General features: G+C 61.3%; 14 protein-coding genes. All 14 read right to left on the bottom strand.

Features of this window, described 5'->3' with window-relative positions; all coding sequences use genetic code 11:
• Nucleotides 1-153: 153 nt before the first annotated feature.
• Genes pseI through rfbF form a run of 14 tightly spaced genes read right to left on the bottom strand, consistent with a single transcriptional unit; the run spans nucleotide 154 to nucleotide 15,531 of the window.
• Entirely contained in the window at nucleotides 154-1,206 is a 1,053-nt protein-coding gene (pseI, locus tag K5K95_RS16695; RefSeq protein ID WP_222585228.1) for a pseudaminic acid synthase, read from the bottom strand.
• Nucleotides 1,199-2,704: a UDP-2,4-diacetamido-2,4,6-trideoxy-beta-L-altropyranose hydrolase gene (gene pseG, locus K5K95_RS16690; protein ID WP_222585227.1), complete on the bottom strand. Its 1,506-nt coding sequence runs from the start codon at nucleotides 2,702-2,704 to the stop codon at nucleotides 1,199-1,201. The genes pseI and pseG overlap by 8 nt, the downstream gene beginning before the upstream one ends.
• The gene (gene pseF, locus K5K95_RS16685) at nucleotides 2,701-3,408 is read right to left on the bottom strand and encodes a pseudaminic acid cytidylyltransferase (RefSeq protein WP_222585226.1); all 708 of its coding nucleotides are present in this window, start codon (nucleotides 3,406-3,408) and stop codon (nucleotides 2,701-2,703) included. The genes pseG and pseF overlap by 4 nt, the downstream gene beginning before the upstream one ends.
• Nucleotides 3,405-4,025 carry a pseudaminic acid biosynthesis-associated methylase gene (locus K5K95_RS16680; protein WP_222585225.1) on the bottom strand — a complete coding sequence of 207 codons (621 nt, stop codon included), beginning with the start codon at nucleotides 4,023-4,025 and terminating at the stop codon, nucleotides 3,405-3,407. The genes pseF and K5K95_RS16680 overlap by 4 nt, the downstream gene beginning before the upstream one ends.
• A gap of 59 nt (nucleotides 4,026-4,084) precedes the next feature.
• Nucleotides 4,085-5,242 carry a UDP-4-amino-4,6-dideoxy-N-acetyl-beta-L-altrosamine transaminase gene (gene pseC / locus K5K95_RS16675; RefSeq protein WP_222585224.1) on the bottom strand — a complete coding sequence of 386 codons (1,158 nt, stop codon included), beginning with the start codon at nucleotides 5,240-5,242 and terminating at the stop codon, nucleotides 4,085-4,087.
• Nucleotides 5,239-6,240: a UDP-N-acetylglucosamine 4,6-dehydratase (inverting) gene (pseB, locus tag K5K95_RS16670; protein ID WP_222585223.1), complete on the bottom strand. Its 1,002-nt coding sequence runs from the start codon at nucleotides 6,238-6,240 to the stop codon at nucleotides 5,239-5,241. The genes pseC and pseB overlap by 4 nt, the downstream gene beginning before the upstream one ends.
• Nucleotides 6,241-6,270: 30 nt before the next feature.
• Nucleotides 6,271-9,189: a glycosyltransferase family 2 protein gene (locus K5K95_RS16665; RefSeq protein WP_222585222.1), complete on the bottom strand. Its 2,919-nt coding sequence runs from the start codon at nucleotides 9,187-9,189 to the stop codon at nucleotides 6,271-6,273.
• A 55-nt stretch (nucleotides 9,190-9,244) separates the two neighbouring features.
• A complete protein-coding gene (locus K5K95_RS16660) occupies nucleotides 9,245-9,982 on the bottom strand; it encodes a cephalosporin hydroxylase family protein (RefSeq protein ID WP_090181503.1) in 738 nt (245 codons plus the stop codon).
• Nucleotides 9,983-9,999: 17 nt separating this feature from the next.
• A complete protein-coding gene (locus tag K5K95_RS16655; protein ID WP_222585221.1) occupies nucleotides 10,000-11,070 on the bottom strand; it encodes a class I SAM-dependent methyltransferase in 1,071 nt (356 codons plus the stop codon).
• The gene (locus K5K95_RS16650) at nucleotides 11,060-11,917 is read right to left on the bottom strand and encodes an NAD-dependent epimerase/dehydratase family protein (RefSeq protein WP_222585220.1); all 858 of its coding nucleotides are present in this window, start codon (nucleotides 11,915-11,917) and stop codon (nucleotides 11,060-11,062) included. Before K5K95_RS16650 ends, K5K95_RS16655 begins: the two co-directional genes overlap by 11 nt.
• Complete coding sequence (locus tag K5K95_RS16645) at nucleotides 11,914-13,140, bottom strand: class I SAM-dependent methyltransferase (RefSeq protein ID WP_222585219.1); 1,227 nt, start codon at nucleotides 13,138-13,140, stop codon at nucleotides 11,914-11,916. The genes K5K95_RS16650 and K5K95_RS16645 overlap by 4 nt, the downstream gene beginning before the upstream one ends.
• Nucleotides 13,137-13,697 carry a dTDP-4-dehydrorhamnose 3,5-epimerase family protein gene (locus K5K95_RS16640; protein WP_090181495.1) on the bottom strand — a complete coding sequence of 187 codons (561 nt, stop codon included), beginning with the start codon at nucleotides 13,695-13,697 and terminating at the stop codon, nucleotides 13,137-13,139. The genes K5K95_RS16645 and K5K95_RS16640 overlap by 4 nt, the downstream gene beginning before the upstream one ends.
• Nucleotides 13,694-14,776, bottom strand: a complete 1,083-nt coding sequence (gene rfbG, locus K5K95_RS16635; protein ID WP_222585218.1) for a CDP-glucose 4,6-dehydratase — start codon at nucleotides 14,774-14,776, stop codon at nucleotides 13,694-13,696. The genes K5K95_RS16640 and rfbG overlap by 4 nt, the downstream gene beginning before the upstream one ends.
• The gene (rfbF, locus tag K5K95_RS16630) at nucleotides 14,758-15,531 is read right to left on the bottom strand and encodes a glucose-1-phosphate cytidylyltransferase (protein ID WP_222585217.1); all 774 of its coding nucleotides are present in this window, start codon (nucleotides 15,529-15,531) and stop codon (nucleotides 14,758-14,760) included. The genes rfbG and rfbF overlap by 19 nt, the downstream gene beginning before the upstream one ends.
• Nucleotides 15,532-16,218: the final 687 nt, after the last annotated feature.

Here is a 16,218-nt window from a genome sequence, read left to right as displayed (position 1 = left end):
CGTCGCCCTGCAGAGGCGACAGCGGGAAGAATAAAAGGCTATCACCGGGCTGAAAACAGGCCGGGCGCCACCTTCCCGATTTATACAATACAGTGAAGATGCGCGTTATGACTCACAGGTCACTCTATTTTGCCGAATCAGGCCGATAAGGCGTTATTCGACCAACGACCAGTCCAGCGGCGTTCCACGCTTGATGGCGTGGCGGGCACGGCGCCCCAGAAGGGTTTCAGCGTGTTTGGGAGGCAGGCCCAGACCTGGGCGGATGGCACGCAGGTTCGCAGCCGTGAAGGGCTCTCCGGCGGCCATGTCCTGGGTGACATACAGCGAGCGCCGGTACACCAGGGACTTAAGCTCCGCTTCGGTCACGCCGTAATGCACCTGGCCCATGGCCTGCCAGGCCCGCTCGGTCTCGATCACCAGGCTTTCGAGTTCGGCCGGCTCCAGCGAGAAACTGGCGTCCACGCCCCCGGCAGCGCGATCAAGGGTGAAATGCTTCTCTACCACCGTCGCCCCCAGCGCCACCGCCGCCACGGACACGCCCACCCCCATGGAGTGATCGGACAGCCCGACCTCGCAACCAAACAATTCACGCAGGTGTGGAATGGTGCGCACATTGCTGTTGGCGGGCGTCGCCGGGTATGTGCTGGTGCACTTGAGCAGCACCAGGTCCTTGCACCCCGCCTCACGGGCGGCGCGCACGGTTTCATCCAGTTCGGCGATGCTGGCCATGCCGGTGGAGATGATCAACGGCTTGCCGGTGGCGGCGACCCGTCGAATCAATGGCAAATCGGTATTTTCGAAACTGGCTATCTTGTAGGCCGGTACGTCGAGGCTTTCGAGGAAGTCCACCGCGCTGTCATCGAACGGCGTGGAGAACGCCAGCATGCCCAGTTCCCTGGCGCGGGCGAAAATCGGTGCGTGCCACTCCCACGGCGTGTGGGCCTTCTCGTACAACGCATACAACGAAGAGCCGGCCCAGAGACTGTTGGGGTCCTTGATGAAGAACTCGCCCTCGGACAGGTCCAGGGTCATGGTCTCGGCGGTGTAGGTTTGCAGCTTCAAGGCGTGGGCACCGGCCTTGGCGGCGGCTTCGACGATTTGCAGCGCCACCTCCAGCGACTGGTTATGGTTGCCACTCATCTCGGCAATGATGAACGGCGGCGCATCGGCACCGATCACGCGCTCGCCAATCTTGAAGCTAGTCATTGCCTTGATCCTTTAAAACGCGGGTGAACGCGCAAGCTTGCTGAGAGAAACCGGCGTCGCGAAATACCTGCAACGACGGCTGGTTGGCCGGCAACACGTGCGCAGTGATGGCGGTCAGTTGGGGCCAATGGGCGGTCACGAAGGCCTCGCCCCGAGCCAGCAGCGCCCTACCCCAACCCAGGCCGATGCGATCTTCGAACAGGTAGATCGAGACTTCGGCTTCAAACCCGCGCCGGTCATAACGCAACACACCCACCGGTCCGTCGTCGGCCTCGGCGATCAACAGCAAGCGCTGCGGATTGCTCAAACTGGCGGTCAGCCAGTTCTGATGCGCCGACCATTCAATCACGCCCGTCTCCAGCGACCAGCGGCGTACCGCCTCGGCATTGCGCCCGTCAAACAACAACTGTGCATCGTTGGCGGTCGCCGGGCGGACCTGCAACACCGCGCCGGCCAACGCTGCCGCCACGCGCTGCGCACCACGGCCATCGACCAACTGCCGGGACCGTTCAGCCATGCTCTGACGCAAACCCTGATTGCCCACGACAAAACCGACAGCCTGGCGCAGTTGCTCGACGCTGACCTGTTCACGCGCACCAAGGAACACATGAGCGCCAGAACTCGCCATGACCTCACCGTTGGCCTGCTGATTATTCGACACCGCAATGCAAATGGTCGGCAACCCCAAGGCCGCCCGCTCCCAACTGGTGCCGCCACCGGCGCCGACAAACAAGTCGGCCTCGGTCATCAGCCGATAGAAGTCGCTGACAAAACTGTGCAAGCGCCAGTTGGGACGATCCGCCGCCAGTGCCTGCATCTCGTCCCAGGCCGGGTTGTCGGCACCGGCGACGAAGTCGACGTCCAAGTCATTGAAATCCGCCAGCGCCAGCATCGCGTGATGGGTTTGTCGCGCCACATCAAAGCCGCCGAAATTAACCAGCACACGCTTGGCCCGGGGTTTGATGGCGATCGCCGGGCAGCAGAACTCATCACGCAGCATCGCGAAGCGTGGACCGAGCAAGGTCCGGCAATCGGCGGCAAGCAGTCCGGCATAAGCCTCAGGCGTACCCGACAGATTCTGGTTCAGCAGCAAATCGACGCTGTAGGTACGCGTCGCCAGATCATCCACCGCCGCGATCCGTAACGCCCAGCGCCGGGCAGCGGTCTGCCAGAGATGGTCGAGGCCGTAGTGGTCGACGATGATCCAGTCGAAGCCTGGAGCGTGTTCCAGCGCTTGCGCCAGTGCAGCGATGTCCGCCTGCCACGGCAACATGGCCTCGATTGGCTGTTGCGGGTCTTCGTCGGGATAGCGATCCGGCAACGCGAAAGTTTCAAAACCTTCGGCGGCGAGGCTGGTGAGCCGATGGCCCGGCAACTGGCGACAGGCAAACGCCACATGTGCGCCCTGCCGGCGCAGCACCCTGGCCAGCGTCAGGCAGCGGGCAATGTGACCGCTGCCGATGGTCGGCGAGGCGTCGGCGCGGATCAGAACTCTCATTGCAACTCCCCTCCTGCCTTCAGCGCCGCGTAAAGGTATTCGGCGCGCTTCCAGTCTTCGGGGGTATCGATGTCCTGCACCAGATAACGCGGCAGGATCACCGGCAGGCTTTGCGGTGAATACAACACCTCGCCCTGGCGCCAGGCACTGCTGCGGCCCCAGTAAAACTGCCCGGCGTCCTGATAGGCCGGCGGCAGGTCCTGAGAGCGGGTTTGACTGAATTGCGGGTACAACGCGGTCAACGCGCCCTGACTGTCAACGGTCAGCGCGCGCTGCACCGGAAAGCCGAAATCGCAGACCGAGAAGGCGAAGGATTTATCCGGATGCTGCTCCAGCAGGTGTAAGCCCTGCTGTAAAAATCGGGTTTGCAGCAACGGCGCCGTGGCATAGATACAACAGGCCAAATCAAAATCCTGGCCCTGTCGATGCAGCTCCTCCAGGGCATGCGCAATCACTGGCGCCGTGCCGGTGAAATCATCCGCCAATGCCGCAGGCCGCATAAACGGCACTTGCGCACCACTGGCTCGAGCCAGCTCGGCGATTTCTTCATCGTCGGTACTGACCACCACCAGGGCGAACAACCCGGAATCAAGAGCGGTTTGAATCGAACGGGCAATCATCGGCACGCCGTCGAACGGCTTGAGGTTCTTGCGCGGTATGCGTTTGCTGCCACCGCGAGCCGGGATGATTGCAACGTTGTTCAAGGGCGTTTTTCCAACAGGAACCAAGTGATGTCGTCCACCGGGAATTGCGGGTCGCGGTGGTAACCGAAACCGTAGTCCAGCAGTTGCAGATCATCGTAACGATCAAGCATCTCACCGGCAAAATCACGCTTGAACAACTTGCCGCTGTTACCGCGATAGGACACTTCGACCGGTGCCGGGTTGTAGTACTCGGCGATCAGGATGTAACGCTGGCTCAGTTCATACAACTGCGCATAGGCCGCTGGCAACAACTCCGGCGCCAGATGGATCAGCACGCCTTTGCTCAGGGTCAGGTCAAAGCTGCGCTCGCGAGGGAAATCAAACAGCGAGCCGTGCCAGATTTGCGCGATACCCAGCGCTTGGGCCTGGGCACAGGCGCTGGCATTGATCTCCACGCCAAACAGTTCACACCGGGGCAACAGGTGATGCAGCGCCTGCAAATTGTTGCCGGCGTTGGTGCCCAGTTCCACCAGGCTTTCAATCTGCCCGGCCCGGGTCAGCGCCTTGGCGAACAATGCCAGGTTCGCCGCCACCAATGGCTGGCCGACGTTGCGATCAACGTATTGGTTACCGAAGTCGCCCTGCCAGAATTTTTCCTGCTCGCTCAGTTCACGCATCGTTCTCTCTCATTTGAAGCACAGCGCCTGGGGGACCGCACCTGACCTGCTGGCCGTATTTATTCAGTCAGCCGCCGCAGTTGTTCGACCACGTAGTCCTGCTGCTCATCACTGAGCAACGGAAACAGCGGCAGGCTGATGGCTTCTTCGTAGTAACGCTCAGCTTGCGGAAAGTCACCTTCAGCGAATCCCAAATCACGGTAGTAAGGCTGCAAATGCACCGGAATGTAATGCAGGTTCACACCGACCCCGGCAGCCCGCAACCCTTCGAACACCTGTCGATGACCGAGGCTGATGCGATCAAGCTGCAAGCGCACCACATACAGATGCCACGCCGACTCGGCTTCAGGCTGAGGGCTGGGCAAGGTCAGCGGCAAGTACGTGAGCAAACGGTCATACCGTGCTGCCAGCTCGCGGCGGCGTTCGATGAAGTCATCCAGTTTGTTCAACTGTGACAACCCGAGGGCAGCTTGCAGATCGGTGATCCGATAATTGAAGCCCAGCTCAATCTGCTGGTAATACCAGGGACCATGGCTGGATTCGGTCATTTGTGCCGGATCGCGAGTCATCCCGTGGCTGCGCAAGCGTTGCAGGCGCTCGGCCAGGTCCCGGCGATTGGTCAGGACCATGCCACCTTCGCCGCTGGTGATGATTTTCACCGGATGAAAGCTGAACACCGTCATCGCCGCAAAATCGCCACAACCCACCGGGCGCCCGGCATAGGAGGCACCGACCGCGTGGGAGGCATCTTCAATCACCGTGAATCCATAACGCTCGGCCAGTCCGGCGATCATCCGCATGTCGCAGCTCTGCCCGGAGAACGCCACCGCCACCAGCACTTTAGGCAGCGTGCCGGTGTTCTCCGCCTCTTCCAGCTTGGCTTTGAGGGCGTAGGCGTCGAGGTTCCAGGTCAGCGGATCGATGTCGACGAAATCCACCTCGGCGCCGCAGTAACGACCGCAATTGGCCGAGGCCAGAAAGGTGTTGGGCGTTGTCCATAAACGATCACCCGGCCCGAGCCCGGCCGCCAGGCAAGCAATGTGCAATGCCGCCGTGGCGTTACACACCGCCACCGCGAAATCGGCTTGGCAACGTTGAGCCAGGGCCTGTTCGAAGCGCTCGATCGTTGGTCCCTGGGTCAGCCAGTCGGACTGCAAAACGGCGACGACCGCGTCGATGTCGGCCTGATCGAGACTCTGCCGACCGTAGGGAATCATGCTGACAAGTCCGCGTGCAGGTCGGCGATCTGCCCGACTGACAAGAACTGCGGGTTGGTGTCGGAGCGGTACTCGAAGTCTTCACTCACCGGCTTGCCCTGCTCGCCCAGCTTGTCCACGGCAAAGTCCACGTCGACGCTGGTGAAGCGGATCGACGGCTGGATCGTGTAGTGATCGGCGAATTCCAGGGTCATCCGTGCGTCGTCCAGCGGCACCATCAACTCGTGGAGCTTTTCCCCCGGGCGAATTCCCACGTGCTTGTGCGGCAAGTGCTCGGCCATGCCCAGCGCCAGATCGACAATGCGGATCGACGGAATCTTCGGCACGAACACTTCACCACCGTGCATCCGCGCAAAGCTGTCGAGCACAAATTGCACCCCGTGATCGAGGGTGATCCAGAAGCGCGTCATGCGCTCGTCAGTGATCGGCAGTTCGGTGGCGCCTTCGTTGATCAGCTTGCTGAAAAACGGCACCACCGAGCCACGCGAACCGGCGACGTTGCCGTAGCGCACCACGGCAAAGCGGGTTTGCTGTTCGCCGGCAATGTTGTTGGCGGCCACGAACAGTTTGTCCGACAGCAGCTTGGTCGCGCCGTACAGGTTGATCGGGCTGGCCGCCTTGTCGGTGGACAGCGCGACGACTTGTTTGACGCCATTGTCGATGGCCGCAGCGATGATGTTTTCCGCGCCGTTGACGTTGGTCCGAATGCATTCGGTCGGGTTGTACTCGGCCGCCGGCACTTGCTTCAAGGCCGCCGCATGCACCACGTAATCGATGCCGCGCATGGCTTGGCGCAAGCGCTCGGCATCGCGCACATCACCGAGGAAATAACGCATGCACGGCGCGTTGAACGTCTGCTGCATCTCGTATTGCTTGAGCTCATCACGAGAGAACACCACCACGCGCTTGGGCTGGTATTGCTCCAGCAAGCGACGGATGAAATTGCGCCCGAACGAGCCGGTGCCGCCGGAGATGAAAATCGATTTGCCGTTGAACATGCCTTGAGTCCTTGTGCCTGTCAGCCAGGTTTATGCGAGCAACTGCGCCCAGTTGATCGGAGCGCTGTCACCCAGGGCAAAACCCTTGCCGGTCAACGCCAGATTGGCGTTGTAGGCCTGGTCCTGTGCGAAGGCGGCGGCCCATTTTTCCCGCAGGGCGTCGAGCACCTGAGGAGCCTGCGACACCTCGCCCGGATGAATCACCTGAACAAGCGGCGTCCACGCGGTGAGATAACCCGCCTGTCCGGCCTTGAGGCACAGATCGACGTCGCTCAAGCCTTCGGCGAATGTCTGGTCATCCAGGCCACCCAAGGCCTCGAACAACTCTTTGCGCACCATCAGGCAAGCCTGCGACACCGCCGAATAGTTCTGCTCCAGTGCCAAGCGCTGCAGGTAGCTGTTGCTGGCGTCATAACGGTCGCCGATAAACGCCGAACCAACTCCGCCACGCATCCCCAGAATCAGACCGGCTTGCGTGACCTTGCCTTCACGATCGACAAGCGTGGCACCGACAATCCCCACTTCAGGACGCTGGGCATGGTTGAGCAGCGACTCGATCCAGTTCGGATTGACCACTTCACCGTCTGCAGCCAGCAGCACCAGGTATTCGCCCTGCGCTTGCTGACTCGCGGCGTTGTACAACGCCACGTTGCTCAGCGTCTGGTCTGCATACAGGACGCGCACCTTGGCGTTCTGTAGCGTGCCCAGCCAATCGTTGACCTCGGCCGACTGGGTCGGATTCGCCGCAATCAGCACTTCGTAGCGGGTGTAGCGGGTACGCAGCAACACGCCTTGCACGCACTGTTGCAGCAGGGCCAGGTCATCCCCGGCCGGAACGATGATCGAGACCAGTGGACGCTCGGTGTGACGGTAGTCGACCTGATAGGTGCCAGGCGTTGCCGAGGTGATTTTGGCCTTGTAGCCGCGGTTGCCCAGATGACGCAGCAACGCGAGGCGTTCGTCGGCGTTCTCTTCCAGTACCGGCGCCTGCGCGATCAGCAATGGCTCGTCGAGGTGCGCCAGACCGCTCAGGCCGCCCGCCTCGATGATGCGCAGCAGCAAATCGAATTCCAGGGCCTTTCTGAAATCGGGCTGGTAACCACCCGCCTCGATCAACACGTCGCGGCGGATCAGCCAGTGCCGCGCCATCAACGCGGGCAGGCTTTGCAGCAGGTCCAGGTTGAAGCCCGGCCGGAACACATCCACCAGTGCGCCGTTGTCGGTACGCTGGATTTCATCGGTCGCTACCGCACGGATGTCACTGGCGGACAACAGCTCCAGGCTGGCACGCAACAGGCCAGCCGGGGTGAACTCATCGCCGGCCTCGGCCAGCAGCAGCCAGTCACATGGCGACTGACGGGCGCTCTGATTCAGTTTTTCGACAAAGTTGCCTGGCGTCACACGGACAAAGTGCAGGGTGTTCTGTGCCGTGGTGGCCGCAGGCGCTTCGCCGGTGGTGAAGACCACGACTTTGAAGGCCTTGCAGTGGCCTTCAAGCAAGCTGTCGAGGGTGACCTGCAATTTCTCGACATCGTTATCCAGGTCCAGCAAAAGGATGCCGAAGTGTGGCCCCCCGCCATTCATTGCCAAGTGTCGGGCAATCGCCTCGGCCTGTTCGGCATCGGGCGACCGGGCCTCCAGCCACTTGAGCAGGCGACCCGAACGCATGTTTTCAAACGTCAAGTGATGATCCACGACCGACAACGCATCAAGGCGTGCGAACCAGTCGCGCATCGATTCAGCTTCTTCGTCCTCGCCCAGCAGTTCCAGTTGCGCCACCAGGCGCTTGACCACCGTACGGTTGAACGCATTGGCGTCGTAGGCCTGCCACAAACGGTCGACCACGCTTTCCGACGTATCGTTGTTGCGCGGGCTCAGCAAGTGTTCCTGGCGAGTCCACACGCCTTCAAGCTGTTCGAGCTGAAGACGACCGGCCGGCATCGCATGAAGCATGAATTCGAACTGGGTCAACTTGTCGAAGAACGCCTGATTGTAGAACGGCATTTCGACGTACTGTTTTGGCCCGAAAAGACGATCGGGTGCCTTGAGGGTGTTGTTCCAGATGGACTGGAAAACCAACTCCGCGGTCAGGGCACGTCCGGTTTGCAGGCTGTCGATCATGGCGTCGAAACTTTCCATGACGAAGGCTTTGGCCTGTGCCGGATCGAGCCCCTTGATCCCGGTTGGCAACGAGGCCAGGAATTCGGCAAAGGCGTCACGCTCGGCCACCGATTTGGCGTCGGTATACGTCAGCGAGTGATACACCTCGGTGTTGTGCTCGGAGTTGCCGTAGTTGATCTCACGCACCACATAAGGGGTTGGCAGGATCCGCGCCTTGGCGCACGCCAGCATGTAGTAGACGTGACCGATCTCCTGCCATTGGAAACTGGTGCCCGGCGGCAGCAGCGAATACCAGGATTTCATCAGCGAAGTACGGGTCACCGCGTAAAACGGCGGCAAGTATTGATGCATGTACTCGACGACCCGATCCTGAGGTCGTTCGGAGGAATAGTCCTCGCACACCTTCTTGTCGCGCCGGTAGTAGCTCACGCTGTTGGCGAAGGTCAGGTACATCAGGCAATAGCCGTGGCACATGCCGTAGTCGCGGTTCGCTTGCAGGAAGTCCACCGACTCGGCCAGCGCATCATGAACGATGAAATCATCGTCGGCCGCCAACACCATGTACGGGGTGGTCACTTGCTCCACGCCATAGCCAATTTTGGCCTGGAAGCCGCTGTAGGCGAATTGCGGCACATGCCGGTATTCGACGTCAGGCAGCTCGCCCTTGAAAGGCTCAGTGGCGGAATCGAGCACCAGTACTTTGCAAGGCAAGTCACCGTAATACTTCATTGCCCGGCGCAAAAAAGCCGGACGGTTGTGGGAAATCAACACCACCGTCAGCAGCTCATTCAACGGCAACATGTGCTCAGAAACGGACTTGCCTTGCATAACTTCTCCCACTGCCGGCGAAACGCCTGACTAACACTTTAATGATGTGCCGAAATTAACGAACGCGACGCAGGTAGCCGTCCGGTGCAACGGTGAGCAGCAGCTTGTTTTGCATCTGCTGGTCGATCTCGAAATCCTTGTTCTCTTCAAGGTATTTCCACACCGCGGTTTTCGGGTTGTCGCCCGGGCCCCATGGACGGTCCGGGAAGAAATCGGCCGGCATGTCTTCGACCACGGTGTCCATGACCACGCAGTAGCTGTCCACCGACACCAGTGGCGCGTAAAGGCGCAGCTCTTCCAGCACGTGGTCGTGGGTGTGGTTGGAGTCGAGCACCAGAATGACTTTCTTGCCTTCGGCCGCAGCACGAACCTGGGCAGCGATCGCCGGGTCGATGCTCGAACCTTCGATCATTTTGATGCGCTTGCTCATCGGGTGGCTTTCGATGGCTTCGCGGTTGTGCGGGCGAATATCGAGGTCAATGCCCAGCACTTCGCCGTGGCCTTGCAGCTCCAGCAAGGAGGCGTAGTAGATGATCGAGCCGCCATGGGCGATGCCGCATTCGATCACCAGGTCTGGCTTGACCTGCCAGATGATCTCTTGCATCGCCATCATGTCTTGCGGCAGCTGGATGATCGGACGGCCCATCCACGAGAAGTGGTAGCTGTACTTGTGTTTGGCCGATTCGTTGAAGAAATCCCGGGCCAGACCGGTCAGTTTCTGGTCGTCGCCCTGACGCGCGATTTCTGCCTGGCACTCGGCTTCGAAGGCTTTATTGATGGTGTTGTCGGTCATTTTTCTAATCTCAATAGTCACTGGAACGAAGCGCTGTCGACGGCGTGATAGACGTAACGTCCACCGGTCATCCGCTTGATTTCTTCGAGGTAGTTGGAGTTCATCACAAACAGGTTGGCGCCTTCGGGCAACGCATCCATGGCCTCTTGCGGCGAGGACACCCGCACGCCGCTCAAGGGCAGATACCGCCCCTGTTTGGCCGGGTTGATGTCCACCACGCGATCCACCGCCACCCCGGCCCGTTGCAGGAACAGCGAATAGATCACGCCTTTGGACGAGGCACCCCAGATCGCCGAACCCTGTTCGGGGGCGTCCTGGATAATCTGCACCGCGCGCTCAAGACTGCTGGTGAAACCTTGTGGCAACTCAAGGCGCGGCACCGGTTGTTCCGGGGTCAGGCGCAAGGTCGACAGGTCCGCCACGATGTACAGGTATTGGCCACCGAACAGGTGACCGGCCTCGTGCACCGTGCCGAACATCCGGCGCAGGTCATCGAGGCGGAAATAATTGACGTGCTCGTAGAACAGGTCGAACCAGGCGCGGTGCTCCAGGATCCAGTCGAAGCACGGCACTTCGATGTAGATCTGTCCGCCCTGATTGGCCTCAGCCATCTCGGCGAGAAAACTCACCGGGTCCTGGATATGTTCCAGCACATGACGCAACACGATGGCATCCGCCGCCAGACCGAGGCCACGCGTAAACGACGCCTTGATCACGTCGGCGTTGCTGCCTTCGTAGGCCGGGTCAATGCCGGTGATGGCGTAGCCCAGGCCCCTCAACAGTTCGAGAAAGTAGCCTTTGCCGCAACCGACTTCGATCAGTTCCTGCCCCTTGAAATGGCGGGCAATAATGCCTTCGACATCGCTCAGGTGCTTCTGGAATTGCCCCGAATGCGCTTGCTCATTCTGGTAGTCGGCGTCGTAGCTGAGCTTGTCGGCATCGAAGGCCTGATTGAAGATCAACCCGCTCAGTTCGTCCTGCACCAGGACCATATCGGCGCTGGCAGAGGCCCGGGCCGAATCCGGGTCGGCGAAGGTGCGATTCTGCAGCACCGGCAGGTCAGCGACCCGATACAACTCATGCTTCATGATTGCCTCCCAGCAGCTGTTGCAAACGGTCCGCCACGCCCCAGAACGCCATCGGTTCGTGGGTCGGGTAAGGGTAATGACCGAGGTTCAAACGGATCGATGCGCCGCGTGCGCGCAATCGCTGCTCGACCAGCGCCCGCACCGACACCGGCTGGCCGCTGGAGCAATTGATCAGCCCATTGAATTCCCGTTGTTGCAGAATCGCCGCCAGGTAATCGGCGGCGATGTCGATGGCGAGGTAATCGCGCAACTGCTCGCCGGCCGACATGTTGAACGTGTCGTCGCCGGCATCGATTGCCCGGTCCAGTGCTGCCAGCAAACTGTTGGGGTTCTGGCCTTCGCCGTGCAGGTAGAACAGACGCGCCCATTGCAGGGTGAACGGCTGGACCCGTTGCAAATTTTCCAGAAACAGCCGCAGGGTGTTTTTGGCTAACCCATAAGGATTGCTCGGCTGCGGTGTGGCCTGCTCGCTGAGCGGCCCGCTTTGCATGCCGTATTCGAAACAGGTTCCGGTCACCAGTACTTGCGACACGCCCGCCTCGACCGCGCCCTTGATGAACCGGTAATCGGCCATCAGGTTGTGCTCGAAATGGAACAGCGCCTGATAGTTCGGCAACCCCGGCCACGCCAGATGCGCCAGGGCATCGATGTTCGCGGTTAGCGCAGCGATGTCCAGATCGTCGGCGTGAATGTCCGCCGCCATGAACTCCACGGCGTTGATCCACGGCATCGTCGCGGCGGTCTCGGCGTTGCGCGCCACCGCCCGGACTTCGCAGCCGCGGGCGAGCAAGGCGGCGACCAAATGGCGGCCGACGAAGCCGGTGGCCCCGGTCACAAGCACTTTCACAGGACGGTCAACTCAGGCACGGCAATCACGAAGCGAGCGTCCCACTGACGTACCTGCGCCAGTTGCTGACTGACTTCGTGCAGCAAGTTCCAGGGCAGGACCAGCACGTAGTCCGGTTTCTCGATATCGATCTGTGCCGGCGACACGATTGGAATGCGACTGCCTGGCAAGTACTTGCCCTGCTTGTGCGGATTGGCGTCGGCCACCCACGCCAACAGATCGGACTTGACCCCGGCGTAGTTGAGCAAGGTGTTGCCCTTGGCCGCGGCGCCGTAACCGACCACCCGCTTGCCATCGGCCTTGGCCTGCAACAGGAAACGCAGCAGTTCGTGCTTGATGCGTTCGGCGGCTGGCGCGAGGGTCGCGTAATACTCGGGGGTTTTCACGCCGGCTTCGAGCTCAGCTTGCAGTTGTTGAGCAACCGCCGGCTGCACGTCGCGGCGAACACCGTCGATGCGCTGGACGAACACACGCAGCGAGCCGCCGTGTGTCGACAGCTGACTGACGTCGAATACTTCCAGGCCGTTGCGCTCGCACAAGGTCTGCACGGCGGTCAGCGACAGGTAGGAATAGTGCTCGTGATACAGCGTGTCGAACTGCTGCCCGGCCATCAGCGTCAGCAGCTGCGGAAATTCGAACGTGGCCACGCCGGTCGGCTTGAGCAAGGTCGCAAAACCGCCGAGGAAATCATTGATGTCCGGCACGTGGGCCAACACGTTGTTGGCGGCCATCAGGTCGGCCGACCAGCCTTCACTGACCAACTGCGCAGCAGTGTCACGGCCAAAGAACAGTTCACGAATCTGTAGGCCTTTTTCCCGCGCCGCTTGCGCGGTGCTGCGGGTCGGCTCGACGCCCAGGCAAGGGATGCCGCGCCCGGCGACGTACTGCAACAGGTAACCGTCATTGGCGGCGATTTCCACCACACGGCTGTCGGCGGTCAGGTCGAAGCGCTCGGTCATCTCGGCGACGTAGCGCTCGGCATGGGCCAGCCAGGTGCTGGAGAACGAACTGAAATACGCATACTCGGCATCGAACAGACTGTCGGCGCTGGTGTAATCCTCGGTCTGCACCAGCCAGCACTGCTGACAGACCGCAACCTTCAGCGGCACCCATTGTTCGGCTTGCTCCAGCTGATCGGCACGCACATAAGCGTTGGACGGCGGCGACGTGCCGAGGTCAATCAGCGGCAAAGCCAGAGGAGTACCGCAACCACGGCAATTCATACACGCACTCCAGCGAAGTGGTCATCGAGCAAGGGATGGCTGGAATCCCGCGCTGACAGATTATTGACAGGCAGCGGCCAGGCAATCGCCAGCCGCGGATCGTTCACGCTCAAACCACCCTCGTGCACCGGCGTGTAGTCCGCGCTGTGCAGGTAGAGCAATTCGGCGTCGTCGGTCAGTGTCTGGAAACCGTGGGCGAACCCGGCCGGGATCAGCAGGCTGCGACCGTCGCCGGCGCGCAGGTGTTCGGCGTGCCAGTGCAGGAAGGTCTCGGAGCCGGGGCGCAAATCCACTGCCACGTCCCAGACTTCACCGCGCAGGCAGGTGATCAACTTGGCTTCCGGCGCGCTGGCATTCTGGTAATGCAGGCCGCGCACACTGCCGCGTTCGCGGGTGCAGGAGTGGTTGATCTGGCGGATATGAAACGGCTCGCCGAACGCACTCAGGCTGCCTTCGCAGAACAGCCGCGCGAAGTGCCCACGCTCATCTTCAAAGCGTTTGTGCTGCACGCTGAACAGTCCGGCCAGGGGCAGCGGCTGCAATAGAAACTCACTCACAGCGCGCCTCGGTACAGGTTCAACTGGCCCAACGTAATGGCGCGCATGTCGTCGCCGTTCTGCCATGCCAAGTGCCAGTCGAGCGTGTGGGTCAGGCACTCTTGCAACGACCAGCGCGGCTGCCACGCCAACAGTTGACGGGCGCGGCTGCTGTCCAGGCGCAGCAGGCCGGCTTCATGCAAATCGCTCGGTTCGATGCGCAAACCTCGGGCTTGCGGCCAGCGGCTGGCGAGCAATTCGACGACTTCGCCGACGCTGCACATGTCCGCTTCGCTCGGGCCGAAGTTCCACGCGCCGGCAAATGCCGGACCTTGTTCATAGAGGCCGGCGGCCAGTTGCAGATAACCGGCCAGCGGTTCCAGCGCGTGTTGCCAAGGGCGCACCGCTTGCGGGTAACGCAGGGTCACCGGTTCGTCGGCGGTCCAGGCCTTGAGCACGTCGGGAATCAGCCGTTCCGGTGCAAAATCACCACCGCCCAGCACGTTACCGGCGCGCGCCGTGGCCAGGGCCAGACCGTGCTCGGCATGCTTCTCGGCCGGGAAGAACGAAGCGGCGTAAGACTGCGCCAACAATTCGCAGCAGGCTTTGCTGCTGCTGTAAGGATCGTGTCCACCGAGGGCTTCGTCTTCGCGGTACGGCCACAGCCATTCCTGATTGGCGTAGACCTTGTCGGTGGTCACCAGCACGCAGGCACGCACGCAGCCGACCTGACGGATGGCTTCAAGCAGATTCAGGGTGCCCATGACGTTGCTGGAATAAGTGCCCAGCGGGTCGCGATAGCCTTCGCGCACCAACGGCTGAGCTGCAAGGTGCAAGACAATCTCTGGCTCGGTTTCAGCGATGATTTCAAGCAGCGCACCCAAGTCACGCAGGTCGCCGCGCTGATCGTTGATGCCTTCGTGCACCCGTGCCAGTTCGAACAGGCTCGGCTCGGTGGACGGATCAAGGGAAAACCCGATGACCTTGGCGCCCAGGCTTTGCAGCCACAGCGTCAACCAGCTGCCCTTGAAACCGGTGTGCCCGGTGACCAGAACCCGCTTGCCGCGCCAGAATTGCGGACTCAGTCCCATTGCTTCCATGGGGCCTCCCCGCTCAGCCACAACGCTTCGAGGTGATTTTTGTCCCGCAGGGTGTCCATCGGATGCCAGAAACCGTCGTGCTGGAACGCCTGCAACTGGCTTTCACTGGCCAGTGCCGCCAGGGGCTCTGCTTCCCAGGAAGTCTGGTCGTCGCCGATGTACGGCAACACCTTGGGCGACAGGACGAAGAAGCCGCCATTGATCCAGCCGCCGTCGCCCCGTGGTTTCTCGATGAAGCCTTTGACACTGTCACCGTCGCGCTCCAGGGCGCCGTAACGTCCTGGCGGTTGCACGGCGGTGACGGTCGCGAGTTTGCCGTGGGCCAGGTGGAAGTCCACCAATGCGCCGATGTTGAGGTCCGAGACACCGTCTCCGTAGGTAAAGCAGAAGGCTTTTTCGCCCTCCAGATAACGCGCGGCGCGGCGCAGACGGCCACCGGTCATGGTGTCTTCGCCGGTGTCGATCAACGTGACGCGCCACGGTTCGCTGTAGTTCTGGTGAACGTCCATGCGGTTGTTGCACATGTCGAAGGTGACGTCGGAGGTGTGCAGGAAGTAGTTGGCGAAGAAGTCCTTGATCGCGTAGCCCTTGTAGCCAAGGCAAATCACGAAATCGTGGATTCCGTGCGCGGAGTACTGCTTCATGATGTGCCAGAGAATTGGCTTGCCGCCGATCTCGATCATCGGCTTGGGCTTGAGGTGCGACTCTTCGCTGATTCGCGTGCCCAGGCCACCCGCCAAAATAACTGCCTTCATCCTCTACCCTCTCTTGTTCGTCACAGGGCTCAGCCAAGCTGTATCAAGCTTTTGCAGGCCTTCTGGATAAAACGCTCAACGCCGCCGTGTGGACTGCCCGCTACGCCGCAAGTGCTCGTTTTATGGCGATATAAAGGGGGACTTGCAGGAAACGCGCCAGCTCCTGGCGTCCAGTGGGTGGTGGTGGTGGTGCTAGGCAAATGCAGGGGGTACATATCCGTTGCTGCGGTAACGGCGGCTTAGGGTTCCGCCCTGACGGCGGGTCACTTTGGAAAAGCCCCAAAGTAACCAAAGGGCTCTTGCCCCTGACGTTCGGTGCCTCGCCAAGGCTCGGCATGCCCTCGCTCCGGTCCTGCTCCGTGGGCCCGCCGCCATCGGCCATCCATGGCCGGGGGCGGCTACCGCGGCATCCTTGCCGCGGTGCCCACTGCGCAGAACCTGCGCTCGGCCTCTCGAGGGGGCGTGTACCGCCAAAGCAAAACGAGGCGGCCTGCGGGCCGGCCTGATTCTTCAACGCTTACGCGTCCCGATCATTCCCACGCTCCGCGTGGGAATGCCGCCGGGGACGCTCTGCGTTCCGCTGTCGACACCAGGCTTGAGTCTTGCGCGATGGTGACGCGGAGCGTCACGGGATGCATTCCCACGCGGAGCGTGGGAACGATCAACAGCCAAGATCAACAGCATCGC

This window comes from Pseudomonas sp. DR48, from assembly GCF_019823085.1.
Lineage (GTDB): Bacteria > Pseudomonadota > Gammaproteobacteria > Pseudomonadales > Pseudomonadaceae > Aquipseudomonas.
This window is presented reverse-complemented; position numbering and strand designations above follow the sequence as displayed.